Here is a 22,810-nt window from a genome sequence, read left to right on the forward strand (position 1 = left end):
TGGTCATCGGTCCTGCTCCTCACCGGTCTCCGTGCCCGCGAGGGCGGCGGCGACCAGGTCGTCGACGTCCATGCTCCTGATCTCCTCGGTGCGGTCGGCCGGAGGTTCGGGCGCCGCCTTGTCGTCGGGCGTGGAGGCGGCCGGGACGCCGAGGCTGAGGATGGCGTCCAGGAGTCCGGCGGCCCGCAGCGCCGAGACGGGCACGGCGGCCAGGCGGCGCCGCACCTCCCCGTCGTCGGGCTGCCCCGCGTTCCAGGCGGGCTCGGGCCGCCGCGGCTCGGGGGCGTCCGGCAGGTCGGTGGCCAGTTCCTCGAGGAGCAGCGTGACGACGTCGGCGGGCGTGGGGTGGTCGAACATCATCGTGGCCGGGAGCCGCAGTCCCGTGGCCGCGCCGAGCCGGTTGCGCAGTTCGATAGCGGCGAGCGAGTCCAGTCCGAGTTCGGTGAAGCCCCGGTCCATGTCGACACCGGCGCGGTCGCCGTGCCGCACCTCGGCCACCTGGTCCCTGACGAGGTCGCCCAGCAGGCGCGCACGGCCCTCCGCGGGCAGCGCGGCCAGCCGCCGCAGCAGGTCCTCGGGGTCCGCGCCGCCCGCCTGCCGTGGCGCCGGGAGGCCCGCCGCCGGCGCGGTCCGTGGCGGGGCGGGGACGATGTCGCGCAGCGCCGGCGGGATGCTCGAGCCGGACGGGTCGAGCCGCAGCGCGACCAGGACGGGCTCGTCCACGGTGAGCGCGCGGTCGAACAGGGCGAGGCCCTCGGGCACGCTCAGCACCGGTGTCCCCCGCGTGGCCAGGCGGTGTTCCAGGGCCGGGTCGGTGCCCGCACCCATGCCGCTCTCCCCCGCCCACAGGTTCCAGACCAGGGACGTGGCGGGCAGGCCCTGCCGGTGCCGGTGGCGGGCCAGGGCGTCGAGGAAGACGTTGGCGGCGGCGTAGTTGCCCTGGCCGAGCGGGTCGAGCAGCCCGGCGACCGAGGAGAACAGGACGAACGCGTCGAGGTCCAGGTCCTCGGTCAGTTCGTGCAGCGCCCACGCCGCGTCCGCCTTCGACCGGAGCACCGTGTCCAGTTGCCCGGGGGCCAGCGAGGTCACGAGGGCGTCGTCCAGCACGCCGGCGGCGTGGATGACGCCGGTGAGCGGGTGCTGTTCCGGGATGCGTGCGAGCAGGGCCGCGAGCGCGTCCCGGTCGGCGACGTCGCAGGCCGCGACGGTGACCTCGGCGCCCAGCTTCTCGAGTTCCGCGGTGAGTGCGCGGGCGCCGGGGGCGTCCGGGCCGCGCCGTCCGGCCAGCAGGAGGCGGCGGACGCCGTGCGCGGTGACGAGGTGCCGTGCGACCAGGGCGCCCAGGCCGCCGGTGCCGCCCGTGATGAGCACGGTGCCGTCCGTACGCCAGCGTGGTGCGGCCAGCCGGGCGGGCTCCGGCACGCGGGCCAGGCGCGGGACGCGCACCTGGTTGCCGAGCACCGACACCTCGGGTTCGGACAGGGCGGCGACGACGGGCAGCATGCCGGTCGAGGACTCCTGGGCGTCCAGGTCGACGAGCAGGATCCGGCCGGGGTTCTCCGCCTGCGCGGCGCGGACCAGCCCCCACACCGGTGCGACGGTGAGGTCCAGGTGCGCGCCGTCCCCGTCGGCGCCGAACCAGGTGAGCACCGCCAACCGGGTCGCGGCGAGCCGCTCGTCGGCGAGGAAGTCCCGCAGTGCGGCGAGCACGGTCCGCAGCGGCGGACGGACCCCGTCCGGCGGTTCGTCGTCGCCGGGCTCCACCGGCAGGAGCAGCAGCTCCGGGGCGGCCGCGCCGGAGTCCAGTGCGGCCCGGAGCGCGGTGAGGTCGTCGTACACGGGCAGGTCGCCGCCGCCGATGCCGAGGGCGTCGGCGCCGAGGACGGCCCACCGGCTCGGGTCGGCCTGGCCCGCGTCGCCCAGCGGCAGCTGGGTCCAGCCGGGGCGGAAGACCGACTCCAGGTGCCGGGTGCCGGTCTGCGCGGCGCCTTCGGCGACCAGCCTGTCCGCGGTGACCGGCCGTACGACGAGTGACTCCACGGAGGCGACGGGCGTGCCGTCGGGCGCGGCGAGGTCGATGCGGACCGCCTCGGAACCCGCCTGTTCGTCGGAGCCCAGCCAGTTGATCCGGGCCAGCAGCCTGCTCCGGCCGCCCGCCGAGTGCAGCCTCACCCCGGACCAGGAGAAGGGGAGTTGACCGGCCCCGGTGTCCTGCGGACGGCGGCCGCCGAGGAAGTCGGTGGCGGACATGGCGGCGTCCAGGAGCGACGGGTGCAGCCGGTAGGCGCGCGCGTCCTGTTCGGCGTCGTCGGGCAGGGCGACCTCGACGAACAGGTCCCGGCCGCGCAGCCAGACGGCGCGCAGCCCCCGGAACATCGGGCCGAAGTGGTAGCCCTTGCCGGTCAGGTAGTCGTAGACACCACTGATGTCGACCGGCTGCGCGTCGGCGGGCGGCCACTGACCGTCACCGAGGGCGAATTCCTCCCGGCCGGGGACGGGCCGGCGCTCGGTGGCCAGGGTGCCGGTGACGTGCCGGGTCCAGGGTGTCGGGTCGGCGGCGTCCTCGAAGCGCGAGTAGATCGCGAAGGGGCGCCGCCCGGACTCGTCCGGACCGTCGACGACGACCTGCACGGCGGCGCCGCCCCGGTCGGGCAGCGGCATGAGCTGCTGGATCACCAGTTCCTCGACGCTGTCGCAGCCGGCCTCCTCCGCCGCGCGCAGGGCGAGTTCCACGAATCCGGTGCCGGGCAGCAGGCCCATGCCCATCACGTTGTGATCGGCGAGCCAGGCCTGTTCGTCGGTCTGCGTCGAGATCCGGCCGGTCAGCACGAGACCGCCGCCCTCCGGTGCGGGCATGACCGCGGACAGCAGCGGGTGCCCGGCGTCGCGCTGTCCGTGCCGCGCCGCGCCACCGGCGGGCCCGGCGGCCGTCGCGCCGGCCGGCGGCGAGAGCCAGAAGTGCCGTCTCTCGAACGGGTAGGTGGGCAGGTCGACGCGTCGGGCGCCGGTGTGCGCGAACACGTCGGCCCAGCGCACGGGGATGCCGGTGACGTCGAGCCGGGCGAGCGCGTCGAGCAGCTGGGCGGGCTCGGGCCGGTCGCGGCGCAGCGCGGGGACCGCGAGCCGGGTGCCGTCCGTGACCTCGTCGACCATCGGCGTCAGCGCGGCGTCGGGTCCGAGTTCGAGGAACGCGGTGACACCCCGTTCGACGAGGTCGTGGACGCCGTCGGCGAAGGCGACGGTCCGCCGGACGTGGTCGACCCAGTAGTCCGGGTCGCACAGCGTGCCGGCGTCGGCCGGGCGGCCGGTCACGTTGGAGACGACGGGCAGGTCCGGCGTGCCGTAGTCGAGGGTCGACGCCACGGCCCGGAACTCCTCCAGCATCGGTTCCATGAGCGGGGAGTGGAAGGCGTGGCTGACCCGCAGCCGGGTGGCGCGGCGGCCCCGCGCGAGGAAGTGCTCGACGGTGGCGGTCACGGCCTTCTCAGGGCCGGAGACGACGACCGAGCGGGGACCGTTGACGGCCGCGACGGCGACGCCGTCCGGCAGTGCGTCCCGTACCTCCTGGGATTCGGCCTGCACCGCCGCCATCGCACCGCCGGCCGGCAGCGCCTGCATCAGCCGGCCCCGTGCGGCGACGAGGCGCGCGGCGTCGGGCAGGGTCAGCACCCCGGCGACGTGGGCCGCTGTCAGCTCCCCGATCGAGTGCCCGGCGACGAAGTCCGGCCGCACCCCCCACGACTCGGCCAGCCGGAACAGGGCCGTCTCCACCGCGAACAGCCCGGCCTGCGCGTACACCGTCCGGGCGAGGAGTTCGTCGTCCGTGCCCCAGATCACGTCGCGCAGGGGCCGGTCGAGGTGCCCGTCGAGGAGGTCCACGGCGGCGTCGAAGGCCGCGGCGAACACCGGGTACGCCCGGTGGAGTTCGCGGCCCATCCCCAGCCGCTGCGCGCCTTGGCCGGTGAACAGCACCGCGAGTCGGCCGTCCGGTACCGCCGTCCCGGTCACCACGCCCGGCGCGGTCCGTCCGGCGGCCACGGCCTCGAGACCGGCGAGCCGGCCCGCGTGGTCCTCGGCGAGGACGACGGCCCGGTGCTCCAGCCGGGCGCGACCGGACGCCAGGGACCACCCGACGTCGGCGCCCGCCGGGGAGGTCGCCCTGACGTGTGCCGCGAGCCTTTCGGCCGCACCGCGCAGGCCCGCCTCGGTCCTGGCCGACAGGACCCAGGGCAGCGGCGCGCCGGCCGGGGTCCCGTCGGGTTCGCGGTCCTGCGCGACGGCGAGGTCCGCCGGGGGTTCCTCCAGGATGACGTGGGCGTTGGTGCCGCTGAGCCCGAACGACGACACGGCGGCCCGGCGGGGCCGGCCGGCGCGGGGCCAGTCGCGGGCGTGGGTGAGCAGTTCGACGGCTCCCTCGGACCAGTCGACCTGGTCGGAGGGCTCGTCCACGTGCAGGGTGCGCGGCATGACGCCGTGCCGCATGGCCTGCACCAGCTTGATCACGCCGGCGGCACCGGCCGCCGCCTGCGTGTGCCCCAGGTTGGACTTGACCGAGCCCAGCCACACCGGCTCGTCGCCCGTGCGGCCCTGCCCGTACGTGGCCAGCAGCGCCTGCGCCTCGATGGGGTCGCCGAGCGCGGTTCCGGTGCCGTGGCCCTCGATCAGGTCGACGTCCCGGGCGGAGAGCCCGGACGCGGCGAGCGCGGCCTCGATGACGCGTCGCTGGGAGGGGCCGTTGGGCGCGGTCAGACCGTTGGACGCCCCGTCCTGGTTGATGGCGGACCCGCGGATCACGGCGAGCACCGGATGCCCGTTGCGACGGGCGTCGGACAGCCGTTCCACGAGCAGCAGACCGATGCCCTCCGACCAGCCGGTGCCGTCGGCCGCCTTGGCGAACGCCTTGCACCGCCCGTCCGGCGCCAGGCCGCGCTGCCGGCTGAAGTCCACGAACACGTCCGGTGTGGGCAGTACGGTCACGCCGCCCGCCAGCGCCATCCCGACCTCGCCCTGCCGCAGCGCCTGGCAGGCGATGTGCAGGGCCACCAGCGACGAGGAGCAGGCGGTGTCGATGGTGACCGCGGGGCCCTCCAGACCGAGCGTGTAGGCGACCCGGCCGGAGGCGATGCTCGCGCCGCTGCCGCCGGACAGGTACGCGGCGATCTCCTCGGGCACGTGCTGCTGCACCCGCGCGCCGTACTCCGTGTACATCACGCCGACGTAGACGCCGGTCCTGCTGCCCCGTACCGAGGCGGGGTCGATGCCGGCCCGCTCGAACGTCTCCCAGGCGCCCTGGAGCAGAAGCCGCTGCTGGGGGTCCAGGGCCAGCGCCTCGCGCGGCATGATGCCGAAGAACTCCGGGTCGAACTCCCCGGCGTCGTGCAGGAATCCGCCCCTGCGCACATAGGTCTTCCCTGGCGTGCCCGGCACCGGGTCGTAGACGCCGTCGACGTCCCAGCCGCGGTCGACGGGGAAGTCGGTGAGGGCGTCCCGTCCCTCGTCGAGCAACTGCCACAGGTCCTCGGCCGAGTTGACGCCGCCCGGGAAGCGGCAGTGGATGCCGACGACGGCGATGGGCTCGTCGGCCGGGGCGACCCGCTCCGTGGCCGGGACCGGCTCCGGGGCCGGGGCCGTCGTCGCGGCGCCGGGCAGCCGAGAGACAATGAACTCCCCCGCCGCCTGCGCGTTCGGGTGGTCGAAGACGAGGGTGGCGGGCAGCCGCAGTCCGGTCGCGGCGTTCAGCGCGTTGCGCAGTTCGACGGCGGCGAGCGAGTCGAACCCGAGGTCGGAGAAGGCCCGGTCGGCCCGTACGGCGTCCCCGCTCGTGTGCCCGAGCACGGTGGCGGCACGGTCCCGTACGAGGTCGACCACGGCGCGCAGGCGCTCGGCGTCCGTCAGGGCCGCCAGCCGCTCGGCGAGCCCCTGACCGGGTGTGTCGGCGTCCGCGCCCGCACCGGCGGCTCGGCGGGTGGCGCCTCCCCGCACCAGGGCGCGCAGCAGTGCGGGCACCTCACCCCTGTCGCGAACCACCCTCCGGTCGACACGCAGCGCGGTGAGGCACGGCTCCCCCGCGCTGACGGCGGCGTCGAGCAGGGCCAGCGCGTCGGGGGCCGGCAGCGCGGGGAAACCCAGGCGCCGTACGTGGTCCATGTCGTCCGTGGCCGGGGCCGCGCCCGGCTCTCGGGTGTCCCAGAGGCCGAACGCCACGGAGGTCGCGGGCAGCCCGGCGGCGGCGCGGTGGGCGGCGAGGCCGTCCAGGAAGACGTTGGCGGCCGCGTAGTTGCCCTGCCCGGCGGCCAGCACCGATCCCCCGGCCGAGGAGAACATCACGAACGCTTCGAGGCCCGCGTCGAGGGTGAGTTCGTGCAGATGCCACGCCGCGTCGGCCTTCGGCGCGAGGACGGTGTCGAGCCGCTCGGGGGTCAGGTCGCCGACGAGACCACTGCCGGCGACGCCCGCCGCGTGCACGACCGCGTACAGCGGATGCTCGTCCGGCACCTGGGCCAGTACGGCGGCCAGCCGGTCCCGGTCGGCGACGTCGCAGGCCACCACGGTGACGGTCGCGCCGAGTGCGGTCAGCTCGGCCCGCAAGGCGTCGGCGCCCGGCGCGTGCGGGCCACGGCGCCCGGTCAGCAGCAGATGGCGGACACCGTGCCGTACGACGAGGTGCCGGGCCACCAGGGCGCCCAGCTCGCCGGTGCCACCGGTGACGAGTACGGTCCCCGTGCTGTTCCAGGGCCCGTCACCGCCGCCGGCCGGGACCCCGGTCATCGGGGTGAGCCGCGGCACGGTCACCCGGCCCCGCCGCACGGCGAGTTCGGGTTCGGCCGTACCGGCGAGCCGCGTGAGCACGGCGGCGGACTCGTCCGTCCCGTCGGTGTCGACGAGCCCGAACCTGCCCGGATGCTCGGCCTGGGCGGCACGGACCAGCCCCCACACGGGTGCCTGACCCACGTCGACCGGCTCCCCCTCCACGGTCGCGACGGCACCCCGCGTCACGAACACGAGCCGGCTGCCGGCGAACCGGTCATCCGCCAGCCATTCCCGCACGGCGGCCAGCACGTCACGTGTGCTTTCGCGGGAGCCCGCCACCGGGTCCGGGCTCTCCAGGCGGTCCACGGCCCGGAAAACGGCACGCGGCACTTCCTCCAGCGCGGCCAGGGCGGGGACGCCGGGGAGTCCGGTCCCGGGGAGATCGCCCACGACGGCCGCCTCGGCCGTGCCGTCCGGGACGGGCACACCGGTCCAGGTGAGACGGAGGAGTTCACCGACCCGGCCACCGCGGTCGAGTTGCCCGGCGGTCACCGGGCGGACGGTCATCCGCTCCACGGTCGCGACCGGCCGGCCCGTCGGATCGGCGAGCCGTATGGAGCACGCCTCGTCACCGCGCAGCCGCTCCAGGTGGACGCGCAGCGCCGTCGCACCGGTGGCGTGCAACGTCACGCCCGACCAGGAGAACGGCAGCAGGGTGTCACCGTCCACCGCCCCCTGTTCCCCGAGCTGGTCGGCGTGCATGGCGGCGTCGAGCAGGGCCGGGTGCAGCCCGTACACGGTGCCGTCCGTGCCCTCGGGCAGCTCCACCTCGGCGTACACGTGCTCGCCGTGCCGCCAGGCGCGACGCAGGGCGCGGAACGCCGGTCCGTAGCCGTATCCGCGCCCGCGCAGGTCCTCGTAGAACCCCTCGACGGGCAACGGGGCGGCCCCGGCCGGCGGCCACTCGGAGAGGTCGAAGGCCGTGTCGGCGAGGGCCGGCGCCACCGCGCCGGTCGCGTGCAGCGTCCACGGGGTGTCGGCGTCGGGCCGCGCGTGGATGGTCAGTGCGCGTACGCCCGCCTCGTCCGGCGCGTCCACGACGATCTGGACGGTGACCGTGCCGGTGGTGGGGAGGACCAGCGGGGCCTGGTGGGTCAGTTCCTCCAGGTGTCCGCAGCCGACGTGGTCCCCGGCGCGCAGGGCCAGCTCCACGAAACCGGTGCCGGGCAGCAGCAGGCTACCCAGGATGTCGTGATCGGCCAGCCACTCCTGACGGCCGGGCGACAGACGCCCGGTCATGATCACCCGGTCCGCGTCGGCGACGGTGACGGCCGCGCTCAGCAACGGATGCTCGACGGCCTCCAACCCGGCCGAGCCGACGTCACCGGCGGTCCGGACGGGCCTCAGCCAGTAGTGGTCACGCTGGAAGGGATAAGTGGGCAGGTCTTCCAGGTGCCGGCCGGGGTGGAGGGCGGCGAAGTCGACGTCGGTGCCTCGGGAGTGGAGGGTGCCGAGGGCGGCGAGGAGGGTGTGCGCTTCGTCGCGGTCGCGGCGCTGGGTGGCGACGGCATGCGCGGCGGTGTCCTCGACCATGGCGGTCAGGACGGTGTCGGGGCCGACTTCGACGAAGGTGCCCGCACCGTGTTCGGTGAGAGTGGCGAGTGCGTCGGCGAAGCGGACGGGCTCGCGGACCTGTCGGACCCAGTAGTGCGGGTCGCACAGCTCGTCGGTCACTTGGTGGCCGGTCATGGTCGAGACCAGAGGGATGCGCGGCGCCGAGTAGCGCAGCTGGGAGGCGACTTCGGCGAAGCCGTCCAGCATCGGCTCCATCAGCGCCGAGTGGAACGCGTGACTGACACGTAGACGCGTGGCCTTGTAGTCGCCGCGCAGCCCTTCGATCGTCTCGGTGACGGCTTCCTCGGTGCCCGAAATCACGACTGCTGTAGGGCCGTTGACTGCGGCGATCTCCACACCGTCGGCCAGTGCGGACCGCGCCACGGTTTCCTCGGCCCGCACGGACGCCATCGCACCGCCGGCCGGGAGCTCCTGCATCAAGCGGCCCCGCGCGGCCACGAGTCGGGCCGCGTTCTCGAGTGTCAGTACGTCGGCGACGTGCGCGGCGGCCAGCTCGCCGATCGAATGCCCCGCCACGAAGTCGGGCTTGAGCCCGGCCGACTCCAGCAGCCGGAACAGCGCGACCTCGAACGCGAACAAGGCAGGCTGCGCCCACCCGGTCTGCTCCAGAACGGCCGGGTCCTCGCCCCACACGACATCCCTCAGCGGACGCTCCACGTACGCGTCGAGCGCGGCGGCGACCTCATCGAAGGCAGCCGCGAACACCGGGAACCGCGCCGCCAGTTCACGCCCCATCCCCAGCCGCTGCGCGCCCTGCCCCGTGAACAGGAACACCCGCTTGCCCGCTGCGGAGGGCACCGATTCAACCTGGTCCAGCCCCCGCAGCAGTTCCTCCCGGTCGGCGCCGACCACCACGGCCCGATGCTCGAACCGGGCCCGCCCGGCCAGCGTGAACGCCACGTCCACCAGGCGCAGATCCTCATGCCCCGCGACGTACGACCTGAGCTGATCGGCGTAGGCGGTCAGCGCCTCGGGCGTCTTCCCCGACACCACCCACGCCACCGGGGCCACATCGCCCTCGGCAACCGGCGCCTCGACCGCCGGCGGCTCCTCCACGATCACGTGCGCGTTCGTCCCACTGATGCCGAACGACGACACACCGGCCCGACGCGGACGGCCCTCACCAGCCCACTCCCTGGCCTCCGTGAGCAGTTCGACCGCGCCCGCGGACCAGTCCACCTGCGAAGACGGCTCAGCCACATGCAAGGTCCGCGGCACCACCCCGTGCCGCATCGCCAGCACCATCTTCATGATCCCGGCGACACCCGCAGCAGCCTGCGTATGCCCGATGTTCGACTTGATGGACCCCAGCAACAGCGGACGGCCCTCGGCGCGCTCCTGTCCGTACGTCGCCAGCAACGCCTGCGCCTCGATCGGGTCGCCCAGCGTCGTGCCGGTCCCATGCCCCTCGACCACGTCCACGTCAGCGGCCGACAACCCCGCCGACGCCAGCGCCTGACGGATCACCCGCTCCTGCGACGGCCCGTTCGGCGCCGTCAGCCCGTTCGACGCACCGTCCTGATTCACCGCCGAACCCCGCACCACCGCCAGCACCGGATGCCCGTTGCGCCGGGCGTCCGACAGCCGCTCCACCAGCAGTACCCCCACGCCCTCGCCCCAGCCGGTGCCGTCGGCCGCGTCGGCGAACGACTTGCAGCGGCCGTCCGAGGACAGGCCGCCTTGCCGGTTCATGTCGATGAAGGTGTCGGCCGTCGACATCACCGTGACGCCGCCGGCCAGGGCGAGTGTGCACTCGCCGTTGCGCAGGGCCTGGGCCGCCAGGTGCAGTGCCACCAGCGAGGACGAGCAGGCCGTGTCGACCGTGACCGCGGGGCCTTCCAGGCCGAAGGCGTACGCCACCCGGCCGGACACGACGGCGGTGTGTCCGCCGTTGCCGAGGTAGCCCGCGTACTCCTCCGGTACCTCGCCGGGCCGGTTGGCCCAGTCGTGGTACATGACGCCGGCGAAGACACCCGTGCGGGAGCCGTGGACCGAACGAGGGTCGACCCCGGCCCGTTCGAACGCCTCCCAGGACGCCTCCAGCATGAGGCGCTGCTGCGGGTCCATGGCGACGGCCTCGCGCGGGCTGATGCCGAAGAAGTCCGGGTCGAACAGGGCGGCGTCGTAGAGGAAGCCGCCTTCCTTGGTGGAGGTCCGGCCGGGCGTGCCGGGCTCCGGGTCGTACAGCTCGGCGATGTCCCAGTCACGGTCCCCGGGGAACTCGGCGATGGCGTCGCGGCCCTCGGCGACGAGCCGCCACAGCTCCTCCGGTGTCGTCACGCCGCCCGGATAGCGGCACCCCATGCCGATGATCGCGATGGGTTCGTCGGCGGGCGCGCGCACGTCGGGCGCGGGCGCCGCCGGCTGCGGGCGCCCCGGCACGAGGCGGTCTGCCAGGTGCTTGGTCAGGGCGAGGGGTGTCGGATGGTCGAAGACGAGGGTGGCGGACAGACGCAGACCGGTTGCCGTGTTGAGGGCGTTGCGCAGTTCGACGGCGGCCAGCGAGTCGAAGCCGAGGTCGTTGAAGGCGCGTGTGGCGTCGACGTCCTCCGCCCCGGTGTGCCCGAGTACGGCTGCGACCTGCTCGCGTACGAGGGTCAGGAGGTGCTCCTGCCGCTGTTCGGCGGTCAGTTCGGTCAGGCGCCGGGTCAGGGACGCGGCTCCGGCCGGGGAGTTGTCCGCTCCGGCGGCCCGCCTGCGGGCGATCGATCCTACGAGGGAGCGCAGCAGCGGCGTCACACCGGCGGGCTTCGCGCGCAGGGCGTGTGCGTCGAACCAGAGGGGTGCCGTGAAAGCCTCGCCGGAGCGCAGTGCGGCGTCCATGAGGGCGAGGTTCTCGGCGACGGAGAGTTCACGCAGGCCGAGTCTGGTCACGCGGTGGACGGCCACATCGGACAGGCCCACGCCCATGCCGTGTTCGCGGGGCCACAGTCCCCAGCCGATGGACGTGGCGGGCAGTCCCGAGAGCCGTCGGTGCCGGGCCAGGGCGTCGAGCAGGGTGTTGGCGGCCGCGTAGTTGGCCTGCCCCGCGCCGTCGAGGAATCCGGCCGCCGAGGAGAACAGGACGAAGGCGCGCACCGGCAGGTCGCGTGTGAGTTCGTGCAGGTGCCAGGCCCCGTCGGCCTTGGGTGCGAAGACGGTGGCGACGCGGTCGGGGGTCAGGTCCTCGAAGGTGCCGTCGTCGACGACGCCGGCCGCGTGCACCACCGCGGTGAGCGGGTGGTCGCCGGGCACGGCGTCGAGTACGGCGGCCAGGGCGGCGCGGTCGGCCACGTCGCAGGCGGCGACGGTGACGGTGGCTCCGGCCTCGGTGAGGTCGTCGCGCAGCTGTTCCGCGCCGGGCGCCGCGAGCCCTCGTCGGCCGACCAGGAGCAGTCGCCGTACGCCGTGCTCGGTGACGAGGTGGCGGGCGACCAGAGCACCGAGGCCTCCTGTCCCACCGGTGACGAGAACGGTGCCGTGGTCGGGCCAGCCGTCCCCGTCGGCGGCCGTACGTGCGCGGCGGACCAGACGGGGGGCGAGCAGCCGTCCGTCCCGCACGGCCAGTTCGGGCTCTCCGCAGGCCACGGCGGCGGGCAGCAGCTCCACGAGGTCGGCGGGCGTCCCGGTCGCGTCCGTGGTGTGGTCGACGAGGATCACGCGATCCGGATGCTCCGCCTGCGCCGCGCGCAGCAGCCCCGCCACGGGTGCCGCGGCCAGTGCCGTGTCGTCCGGCGTCCGTGTCCACAGTGCGGGCACGGCGTTGGTGGTGACGACGACGAGCCGTGCGGTGCCCAGTCGCTCGTCGGCGAGGAAGTCCTGCACGAGGCTGAGTGCCCGACCGGTGAGGTCCCGGGCCGCGTCGAGGGGCGCGGCGGCGGGTTGCGGCTGGAGTGTGACCAGCACCAGGTCGGCTCCGGCCGCCTCCGGGAGCCGGCCGGCCGGCCGGGCGCCCAGGGCCTCGCCGAGGCCGTGCGGGTCGGGGCCGTGCACGGCCCAGGTGAGGTTCGCCGGGGAGGCGGGGACCGGCAGCTCCGTCCAGTCGATGTGGAGCAGTGCGCCCCTGGTGCCGGTGTCGCCGCCGATGCGGTCGGTGGCGACCGAGCGGACCACCAGGGCGTCCACGGACGCCACGGGTGCGCCCGTGGTGTCGGTGAGTGCGATGCCGACCGTGTCGGGTCCTGTCCGGGTGACGCGTACGCGCACCGCGTGGGCGCCGGTGGCGTGCAGGGACACGTTGTGCCAGGTCAGGGGCAGGGTCACCTGGCCGTCCGCCGGCTGGGGCAGGGCGTGGCCGAGCGCGTGCAGGGAGGCGTCCAGCAGGGCCGGGTGCAGGCCGTACCCGGTGCCGTCCAGTTCTTCGGGGAGCGCGACGTCGGCGTACACCTCGGGTGTGTCCCCGTCGGTGCGCCACAGGGCGCGCAGGTTCCGGAAGGCGGGGCCGTATCCGTAGCCCTCCTGTCCGAGCTGTTCGTAGAAGCCGGTGAGGTCGACCGGCTGGGCGTCCGGTGGCGGCCAGGACGTGTCTCCGCTGTCGGGTGCGGGAGCGGCGGGGGCGAGTACACCGCTCGCGTGGCGTGTCCAGTCGTCCTCCGCGGTGCTGTCCTCGCGGCGGGCGTGGAACTCGACGGTGCGCCGGCCCGTCGTGTCCGGTGCGCCGGCCACGATCTGCAGGGCGATGCCGCAGTCGTCCGGCAGGGTCAGCGGGGTCTCCAGGTCCAGCGTCTCGACGGTGCCGCAGCCGGTCTGGTCGGCGGCGAGCAGGGCGAGTTCCACGAAGGCGGTGCCCGGCAGCAGCGTGGTGCCGGCGATGACGTGGTCGGCGAGCCAGGACTGGACGCGAGGGGAGAGCCGGCCGCTGAGCACGACGCCGTCGTCGGCCGCCAGGGTCAGCATGGCGCGGATCAGCGGGTGGTCGACGGGCTGCTGTCCGACGCCTCGCGCGTCGCCCGTGGCCTTCTCGGCGGTGAGCCAGTACCGCCGGTGCTGGAAGGCGTACGGCGGAAGCGCGATCCGCTCGGCGTCCGGGAAGAAGGCGTCCCAGTCGACGGAGGCGCCGTGGACGTGGGCGAGGGCGACGGCGGACAGGACGGAGGCGCGTTCGTCGTGGTCGCGGCGCAGCACCGGGGCGAACGCCCGGTCGGTGTCGTCGCCGGCGCAGTCCTGGGCCATGGGGGTGAGGACGGCGTCGGGGCCGAGTTCGAGGAACGTGGTGACGCCGGCTCCGGCGAGGAAGGCGATGCCGTCGGCGAACCGCACGGGCCGGCGGATGTGTTCGACCCAGTATTCGGCGGAGCGGAGCCGTTCGGTCGCGAGCAGGCCCCCGGTCACGTTGGACACCACGGGGATCGCGGGTTCGGCGTAGGTCATGACGTCGGCGATCCGGCGGAACTCGGCGAGCATGGGCTCCATCAGCGCCGAGTGGAAGGCGTGGCTCACCCGCAGGCGTCGGGTGCGGTGTCCGCGTGCGGCGAGTGCGGCGGCGGCCTGGAGGGTGGGGGCCTCCTCGCCTGAGAGGACGACCGCCTCGGGGCCGTTGACGGCGGCGATGTCGACGCCGGGTGTCTCGCGCAGCAGCTCGGTGACCTCGTCGGCTGGCGCGGCGACGGCCACCATGGCACCGGTCTGCGGGAGTTCCTGCATGAGGCGGCCGCGGGCGCCGACGAGCATCGCGGCGTCGGGGAGGCTGAGGACGCCCGCGACGTGGGCGGCGGTGAGTTCGCCGACGGAGTGACCGGCGACGAAGTCCGGGCGCAGGCCCCAGGACTCCACCAGCCGGAACAGGGCGGTCTCCAGGGCGAACAGGGCGGGCTGGGCGTACTGGGTCTGGTCGAGCAGTGCGGCCTTCTCCGGGGCGTCGTCGGTGAACAGGACGTCCCACAGGGAGTGTTCGAGCTGGAGGTCGAGGTAGCCGATCGCCTCGTCGAGCGCTTCGGCGAACCGCGGTTCGGTGCGGAGGAGCCGGCGGCCCATGGCGTGTCGTTGGCTGCCCTGCCCCGTGAACAGGAACGCGAGCCCTCCGCCGGCCGCCTTTCCGGTGACCAGCGCGGGATGGGTCTCGCCGGCGGCGAGGGCACCCAGGGCGGCGTGGAGTCCGTCGGGGTCCGCCGGGTTCAGGACGGCCCGGTGCGGCATGCGCGCGCGGCAGGCGGCCAGGGAGTGGCCGAGGTCGTCGCGCCGGGTCCCGGGCTCGGCCCGGAGGTGGTCCAGCAGGCGCCGGGCCTGGGCCCGCAGGGCGGGTGCGGAGCGGGCGGAGAGGACCACCGGAAGGGGGCCCTCGGGGTGCGGGCGGTGCGTCTCGGGGTCGGCCGGCCGGCCTGGGGGTTCCTCGATGACGACGTGGGCGTTGGTGCCGCTGACGCCGAACGCGGAGACGCCGGCGCGGCGCGGGCGGTCGCCGGGTTCCCAGGGCGTGGCGTCGGTGAGCAGCCGAACGGTGCCGGCGGACCAGTCGACGTGCGGGGTGGGCTCGTCGACATGGAGAGTCGGCGGAAGCAGGCCGTGCCGCATCGCCATGATCATCTTGATGAGTCCGGCGGCGCCCGCCGCGGACTGGCTGTGCCCGATGTTGGACTTGACCGAGCCGAGCCACAGCGGTCGTCCGGGCGTGTGGGCGGTGCCGTAGGCGGCGATGAGCGCCTGTGCCTCGATGGGGTCGCCGAGGGTGGTGGCGGTGCCGTGCGCCTCGACGGCGTCGACGTCGCCGGGGGTCAGTCCGGCGTCGGCGAGCGCCTGCTGGATGACGCGCTGCTGGGCGAGGCCGTTGGGGGCGGTCAGGCCGTTGCTGGCGCCGTCGGAGTTGATGGCGGAACCGCGGATGGTGGCGAGCACGGGGTGGCCGAGCCGTCGCGCCTCGGACAGCCGGGCCAGGACGAGGACGGCGGCGCCCTCGGACCAGGCCGTGCCGTTCGCGGCGGCGGCGAAGGGCCGGCAGATCCCGTCGGGGGCGAGTCCGCGCTGACGGCTGAACGAGGTGAAGGCGCCCGGATGGACCATGACGGACGCGGCGCCGGTCAGCGCGAGTGTGCATTCGCCGGCGCGCAGGGACCGCACGGCCAGGTGAAGGGCGACGAGGGCGCTGGAGCAGGCGGTGTCCACGCTGAGCGTCGGGCCCTCGGTGCCGAGGACGTAGGCGACCCGCCCGGACAGCACGCTGGGTGAGTTGCCCGTCATCAGGTAGCCGTCGAGTCCGTCGGGGGCCTCGTGCAGCGGCATGCCGTAGTCCTGCGGGTCGGCGCCGATGAAGACGCCCGAGCGGCTGCCCCGGAGGGTGTCCGGGTCGATGCCGGCGTGTTCCAGCGCCTCCCAGGCGGTCTCCAGGACGAGGCGCTGCTGCGGTTCCATGGCCAGCGCCTCGCGGGGGCTGATCCCGAAGAAGTCGGCGTCGAAGTCCCCGGCGTCCCGCAGGAACGCGCCGTGGCGGACGTAGGTGGAGCCGGGGGTGGCCGGGTCGGGGTCGTAGAGCCGTTCGAGGTCCCAGCCGCGGTCGTCGGGGAAGTCGTCGACGACGTGCCGTCCTTCGGCGACGAGCTGCCAGAGCTGGTCGGGTGAGGTGACGCCGCCGGGGAAACGGCAGCCGATGCCGACGACGGCGATGGGTTCGTCGGAGGCCGGGGGCGGGCTGGGTTCGTCGGGGGCGTCGGCGGCCGAACCGGCGAGTTCGGAGCTCAGGTGACGGGCCAGGTCCGCGACCGTCGGATGGTCGAAGCCGACGGTGGGCGGCAGGGACAGGCCGGTGGCGGTGTTCAGCAGCCGTTGGAGCTTGACCAGTCCGAGGGAGTCCACGCCGAGCTCCCGCAGCGGGCGTGCGGGGTCGACGTCGCCGGGCTCCTCCCCGGCCTCGCGCAGCACGACCAGGATCTGCTCGCGCACCAACTCGACCAGGACTCGTATCTGCTCGGGTGCGGGCAGCACCCCCAGCGTGTGTGCCGACGTCAAGAGGTTCCTCCGCGATCTGCTTCGGCCTGCCGTTGCGGGCCCACGTTCCTGCACGGGACGTCGGTCAAGAGCCCCTAGCGACCCCTAGGGGGTGTCCTTCGGGCCGTACAGTCCGGGCAGTGGTCCGCACGGGCCGTAGGTCGGTCCGCACAGTGGCGTCCATGGATCCGCACAGTTCTCTCTGACGGTCCGGACAGTTCCGTCGTGGGTCCGCACGGCTCCGTCAGTCGTTCCGCACGGCCCCGGGCCTCTCGGCCGTCCCCTCGGCGGCTCGTTCCGCGAGGAGTCTGCGGTCGATCTTGCGGTTGGAGTTGAGCGGGAACCGGTCGAGGTGGGTGAACCTCCGCGGCAGCATGCCCTTGGGCAGGATTTCGGCTAGCTGCTTGGTGAGCCGGGCGGGCGGTACGCGCTCGCCGGTGTAGAAGACGACGATCTCGTCGGTGCCGCCGGCGGGGCGGGTGACGGCGACGGCCTCGCCGACGCCGGGGCAGCCCGCGAGCGCGTGCTCGATCTCGGGCAGTTCCACACGCCAGCCGTTGACCTGGACCTGGGAGTCACGGCGGCCGAGGTAGATCAGTTCGCCGTTGGGCAGGGTGCGCACCCGGTCGCCGGTGCGGTACCACCTGCGGCCGTCGTGCCGGAGGAACCGGTTCTCGTCGTCCTGAGGTTCGAGGTATCCGGGTGTCATCTGGGGGCCGGTGACGCACAGTTCGCCCTCGTGCTCCGAGAACCGTCCGTCCGGGGTGAGCAGCAGGTGGTCGTGGCCGTCGTGCACGGCGCCGATCGGTACGAGTCCGTTGACGCAGAGGCCGGGCGACGTCTGCGGTGACCAGCGGTGGCCGGTGATGGTCAGGGTGAGTTCGGTGGGCCCGTAGAGGTTCGTGACGGTCGAGGCGGGGGCGGCGCTCCGCCAGTCCTGGACGTCGGCGGCGCGCAGTGCCTCGCCCGCGAACAGGCTCCACCGCAGCGTCGGCATGTCGCCGGGGCTCAGGCGTCCGGTGCGGCGGGCCAGGCTGATGGCGCTCGGTGCGGAGAACCAGACGGTCAGCGCCCGTTCGGCGAAGAAGCCGGGCAGGTCGCGGTAGGCCTGGGCCGGGACGGGGTGCAGGCTCGCGCCGGCGCCCCAGGCGCAGAACATGTCGAACATCGCGCAGTCGAAGTTCAGGTCGAACGTCTGCGAGAACGCGTCATCAGGGTGGAAGTCGTAGTGCCGGTCGACGAGGCCGAAGTAGTGGCGGGTCATGGCGTGGGTGAGGGGCACGCCCTTGGGCCGGCCGGTGGATCCGGACGTGAAGAGGATGTAGGCGGTGTCGGTGTCGCGTATTCGGGCCGGTGCGTCGAGGGGGCGGCCGGCCGGCGGGATCAGGCCGGGCCCGCCGTCGTCGGCGAAGGGGGCGAGCACCGGCAACTCACCTTCCGAGAGGTCGAGTTCACGGAGGACGGCCAGACCGGGCGCGTCGGCGACGACCGCGTCGACGCCTGCCGTGAGCAGCATCCGCCGGGTGCGTTCGAGCGGGAAGCCCGCGTGCAGCGGGACGACGGCCGCCCCGGCGTAGAGGGCCGCGAGGATGCCGGCGTAGCCCTCCAGGGTCCGGTCGGTGAGCACGCCGACCGTGCGCGGCGGGCCGGACGGCGCGGCGTGCAGCGCGCCCGCCCAGCGCAGGGCGAGGGCGTGCAGTTCGGAGTAGCCGAAGGAACGCGCTCCGAGTCTCAGGGCGGTGCCGGAAGGGGAGGTGTTCATGCCCCGCAGGAAACGCGCAGTCAGGGCGGACTCGACCAGTTCGGACATTCCGATCTCCAGCGGTAATGGGAAATAGGGGTTGCCGATACGTCCGGTAGTGGTCTTGCATCGGCGATGAGCAGTCACGCCTCTGATTCGGAGTCAACATGCTCGACGCCAAGTTCGACGCCATACTGCGCAGATATCTTCCGTTCATATCCGCGACGGAGACGATCGACGAGGAAACCTCGCTGCGGGACTACGGCCTTGATTCCATGGCCACAGTGGAGCTGATCAGCGACCTGGAGGCGGAGTACGGCATCCGGTTCGTCGACGACCTGCTGAGCCTGGAAACGTTCGCGACCCCGGGCCGGATCTGGGCGAGTATCACGCAGATGACCGCGCCGGCCGACTGACCGGGCGGACCACCGCAGGCCGTCGGCCACCGGGCGGCCGACGCTTGGCGGCGTCATGGTGGCGGAGCGCCGAGGTGCGCCGCAACCCCTACGAACCCCTGAGCCGACCCCTGAACCCCCTGTCCGGGGCGTCGGACTCTCACTCGGGGTCAACGCTACGCGCGCATACCTGACGCTCGGCCATATCGCTGCCGGCCACCGGCGGTGGAGCGGCGAGTCCCAGCCATGTCAAGCGACTTGAAAGAAATCACAGGCAATGGCCCCAGAAGCAGAGAAGGCTAAGCGGCCACCTGCACGAGAAATTCACGGGTCTCTTGCGCCATCGATCAGCGGGACAAATAATGCGTCACCATGACGGACGGCATTGGGCCAAGATCATCGCTCCGCATGCGAACCTCCCCGCACCATCCGGGCAGTGGTACTTGCACATTGAACTATTCCCGGGTGAACATGGCGCGGAATAGAAACAGGAGGCCTGCCCGCCGTTCGTCGACTATTCGGCGGCGATCGGCCCTCGCGTGAAACCTGGAATTTACTTCCCACCTGAAAAGCCGAGCTTCTGTCACATGAGAGAGGTCTTCATGAATCGGGTCGAGAACAAGGTCGTCGTGATCACCGGGGCCGCCCGGGGCCAGGGGCGCAGCCACGCGCTCCGGCTGGCGGAGGAGGGCGCCGACATCGTCGCCGTCGACCTGTGCAAGGACATCGAGACCGCCGGCTACTCCATGGCCAGCAACGAGGAGCTGGAGGAGACGGCCCGGCAGGTCCGGGCGACCGGGCGCCGCGCGGTGGTGAAGTACGCCGACGTCCGCGACTACGCCGCCGTCCGGTCGGCCATCGCGGAGGGCGCCGCCGAACTCGACGGGGGCGTGGACGTTCTGATCCCCAACGCGGGCATCCTGCCGATGGGCCCGGACGTGGCCGTCGACGGTTTCGCCGCCAGCGTCGACGTCAACCTCGTCGGCGTGCTCAACACCGTCCACGCCGCCCTGCCGCACCTGCGCGACGGCGCGTCCGTCATCCTGTCGGGTTCGATCGCGAGCCTGGTGCCGCCCATCGGCGAGGACGAGATGGCCGGCGCGGGGTACGTCGGCTACCGGTTCAGCAAGCAGGTGCTCGTCCAGTACATGAAGGAGCTCACCCTCCAGCTCGCGCCCCGCGGCATCCGCGTGAACTCGGTCCACCCGACCACCGTGGACACCGACATGACGAACAACGACGCCATGCTGCGGACCTACCGCCCGGATCTGGAGAACCCGACGAAGGACGACGTGGCCCCGATCCTGGCCACCCTCCAGGCCATGCCCATCACCCACGTATCCACCTCCGACGTCTCCCACGCCGTGGTCTACCTGGCCTCGGACGAATCCCGCTACGTCACCGGTACCCAGCTGCGGATCGACGGAGGCGCCATCGCCAAGCACCGACTGTGAACGGGGAGGAGACCGGGTAGGCGCGCTGTCTCGCTCAGCGCGGGAAAAGGGCCGAGTTCGGGGGTAGGCATTCATGGCGAGGATGGGGTACGACGCGGCATTGTCCCGGTTGCGGGACCTTCTCACGGAGAGCATGTGCGGGAACGGCAGACTGGCCCTGGTCGAGGGCGGGCTGGCCGGCGGCAAGACACATCTGCTGCACGAGTTCTCCCGGCAGGCCGTGCGGTCCGGGGCCCTGGTGCTCAGCGCCACGGGGTCGCGGGCGGAACGGAAACTGCCCCTGGGGGTCGTGGACCAGCTCTTCCGCAGCGCGGGACCGGCGGGGCCGTTACCGGAACACGCGGCACGGCTCATCGGTGCGGCGGCTGAGCCGAGCGGCCCTGGGGGAACGGGCCCGTCGGTGACGCAGCGCACCACGGACACGGCGGTCCGCGAACTGTGCGGGCTGCTGCTGGACCTGTGCACGGACCAGCCGCTGGTGCTGGCCGTCGACGACGTGCAGTTCGCGGACGATCCGTCGCTGCGGCTGCTGCTCTCCCTGCAGCGCAGGATGGGCGGCTCCCGGCTGCTGATCGTCCTCAACGAGTGGTACCGGGGCAAGCCGACCCTGCCGGAGCTGCGGGCCGAACTGACCCGCCACCCCTACAGCCACATCCGGCTGACCCCGCTCTCGGTGGACGACATCACCACCCTGTTCACCAAGGAGGGCGTCCCGGACCCCGCCCGGCTCGCGCACGGCTACCACCGGCTCACCGGCGGCAATCCGCTGCTCCTGCACGCGGCGCTCGACGACCGGCTGGGCGCGCTGTGCGTGGACGGGGAAGCGGACCACGGGGGACCCGTCGCCGGAGTCGCGTACGCGCAGGCCGTCCTGGCCGGCCTGTACCGGTGGGACGCGGAGCTGCTGTCCGTGGCCCGCGCCGCCGCGGTCCTCGGCGACCGTTCCTCCCCGGCGCTGATCGCGCAGCTGCTGGACGGCAGACTCGCCGACACCGAGGAGCTGGTGCTCATCCTCACCGAGGCGGGTCTGCTGCTGGACGGACGCGTCCGGCATCCGCGGGGCGCGTGCGCGATCCTCGACGGGATGCCGCACGGGGAGCGGTCGGACCTGCACACCCGGGTGGCGCGGCTGCTCTCCCAGAGCGGCGCGACGGCCGTGGACGTGGCCCGGCACCTGCTGGCGGCGGGCGAGGCACCGGAGCCCTGGGCGGTGAGCGCGCTGCGGGACGCGTCGGAGCACGCGCTGACGGCCGGCGACGCGGAGACCGCGGTGCGCTGCCTGCAACTGGCGGTCGGCGCGGACACCGACCCGCAGGAACGTCACTCCGACATGTACGCGCTGACGCGGGTGCTGTGGCGGCGGAACTGCGCGGCCGCCACCGCCTATCTGCCAGGGCTGCGGGGCGCCGTGGCGGCGGGGCAACTGCCGGTGCCGGCGGCCGTCGGCGTCGTGCGCTACTCGCTGTGGCACGGCGAGGTGGAGGAGGCCATCCGCACGGCGGCCTCGCTCTGCGCGAACGCGGAAAACCTCGACCCCCGCAGCGCCGCGGAACTGTCCGCCACGTTCCACTGGTACTTCGGCTCCGACCGCCGGCTCCGCCCGGCCGGCGGCGACGGGCTCCGCGTGTCGGCCCGCCGGGGCACCTGGGCCCACGCCGTGGACCGCATGACGACGTTCTGGGTCCGGGGCGGCGGCGACACCGCCTCCACCTCCGCGCAGCACATACTGCAGAGCTGCCACGTGGGGGACACGGCCCTCGAAGTGGTGGCCGGAGCGCTCCTCGCCCTCCAGTGCGACAGCAAGCCTCATCTGGCCCGTTCCTGGTGCGAGCGGCTCGTCCAGGAGGCGGCCCGGTCCGGTGACGTCACCTGGCAGGCCGTGCTCGGTTCCATCGGCGCGGCCATCGCACTGCGCCTCGGCGACCTGACGGCCGCCGTGCAGCAGGCCGAACAAGCCCTGCACCTGCTGCCGGTGAAGGCGTGGGGCATCCTCATCGGGCTGCCGCGCGCCACCCTCATATCCGCCCACACCAGCCTCGGCGACCACGACGCGGCCGCCCAGGTCCTGCGCCAGCCCGTGCCGGACGCCATGTTCGAGACGTTCCTCGGCCTGTACTACCTCGAGGCGAGAGGCGGCTTCTTCCTCGCCACCGACCAGGCGCTGGCGGCGGGCGGCGACTTCCAGCTCTGCGGCAGCCTCATGCACGAGTGGGAGGCGGACCTGCCGTCACTCAACCCGTGGCGCGCCAACCTGGCCCAGGTCAACCTGGAGCTCGGGCACACCGCCGAGGCCCGCGAACTCATCCGTCAGCAACTGGAACGCACACGGTCCGCCGACGCCCGGATGCGCGGCATCTCCCTGCGCGTGCTCGCCGCGGCCAGCGAACCGGCCCGCCGCCCCGCCCTCCTACGCCAGAGCGTCGAGTTCCTGACGGCGGCCCAGGACCGCCTCGAACTCGCCCGCGCGCTCACCGACTTCAGCCTCGCCCACCAGAAGCTCGGCGAGTTCGACCAGGCGAGACTCCTGGCGCGCCGCGCCACCCAGGTCACCCGGGCCTGCCTGGTGCCCGGTCCGGTCCCCGGCGACGAGGCCGGCACCGAACAGCAGCGGAGCCCGCAGGCCGGCTGGCACCCCCAGGAGCACCACACCCGGCAGGTGCTCAGCGAGGCGGAACGCCGGGTCGCGGAACTGGCCGCGCTCGGCCACACCAACCGAGAGATCAGCCAGATGCTCTACATCACCGTCAGCACGGTCGAGCAGCACCTCACCCGGGTCTACCGGAAGCTCGGGATCACCCGGCGCACGGACCTGCTCTCCGTGTACAAGCTGCGCGGGCAGAACGCCGGCGACGAGCAGCCGGACCTCGCCGCGGGCGGCGGTCTGCTGCCGGCGGGCCGGGAGGACGTCGCGGGCTGCGTCCGGCAGGGGTGATGGTGAG

General features: G+C 73.7%; 5 protein-coding genes. 3 read left to right on the forward strand and 2 right to left on the reverse strand.

Going from position 1 to position 22,810, the window contains the following annotated elements:
• Positions 1-3: 3 nt before the first annotated feature.
• Both F8R89_RS02055 and F8R89_RS02060 read right to left on the reverse strand, forming a co-directional pair.
• A complete protein-coding gene (locus F8R89_RS02055; protein ID WP_225994297.1) occupies positions 4-16,302 on the reverse strand; it encodes a type I polyketide synthase in 16,299 nt (5,432 codons plus the stop codon).
• Positions 16,303-16,525: 223 nt separating this feature from the next.
• Entirely contained in the window at positions 16,526-18,043 is a 1,518-nt protein-coding gene (locus tag F8R89_RS02060; protein ID WP_318841265.1) for an AMP-binding protein, read from the reverse strand.
• Positions 18,044-18,189: 146 nt separating this feature from the next.
• On the opposite strand from F8R89_RS02060, the gene F8R89_RS02065 reads away from it, so the two are divergent.
• The 3 genes from F8R89_RS02065 to F8R89_RS02075 all read left to right on the forward strand — a co-directional run bounded on the left by F8R89_RS02065 (position 18,190) and on the right by F8R89_RS02075 (position 22,803).
• Positions 18,190-18,438 (forward strand): acyl carrier protein, encoded by a 249-nt coding sequence (locus F8R89_RS02065; protein ID WP_151782317.1) that lies wholly within the window; start codon positions 18,190-18,192, stop codon positions 18,436-18,438.
• A gap of 566 nt (positions 18,439-19,004) precedes the next feature.
• The gene (locus F8R89_RS02070) at positions 19,005-19,871 is read left to right on the forward strand and encodes a mycofactocin-coupled SDR family oxidoreductase (protein WP_225994298.1); all 867 of its coding nucleotides are present in this window, start codon (positions 19,005-19,007) and stop codon (positions 19,869-19,871) included.
• A 73-nt stretch (positions 19,872-19,944) separates the two neighbouring features.
• Positions 19,945-22,803, forward strand: a complete 2,859-nt coding sequence (locus tag F8R89_RS02075) for an AAA family ATPase (RefSeq protein ID WP_151782318.1) — start codon at positions 19,945-19,947, stop codon at positions 22,801-22,803.
• Positions 22,804-22,810: the final 7 nt, after the last annotated feature.

The sequence above is a fragment of the Streptomyces sp. SS1-1 genome (assembly GCF_008973465.1).
GTDB lineage: Bacteria > Actinomycetota > Actinomycetes > Streptomycetales > Streptomycetaceae > Streptomyces.

Excerpts from the sequence above, each read along its gene's own strand:
- F8R89_RS02075 (WP_151782318.1), top strand. The coding sequence starts at position 19,945 with ATGGCGAGGATGGGGTACGACGCGGCATTGTCCCGGTTGCGGGACCTT.
- F8R89_RS02065 (WP_151782317.1), top strand. The coding sequence starts at position 18,190 with ATGCTCGACGCCAAGTTCGACGCCATACTGCGCAGATATCTTCCGTTC.
- F8R89_RS02070 (WP_225994298.1), top strand. The coding sequence starts at position 19,005 with ATGAGAGAGGTCTTCATGAATCGGGTCGAGAACAAGGTCGTCGTGATC.
- F8R89_RS02060 (WP_318841265.1), bottom strand. The coding sequence starts at position 18,043 with ATGAACACCTCCCCTTCCGGCACCGCCCTGAGACTCGGAGCGCGTTCC.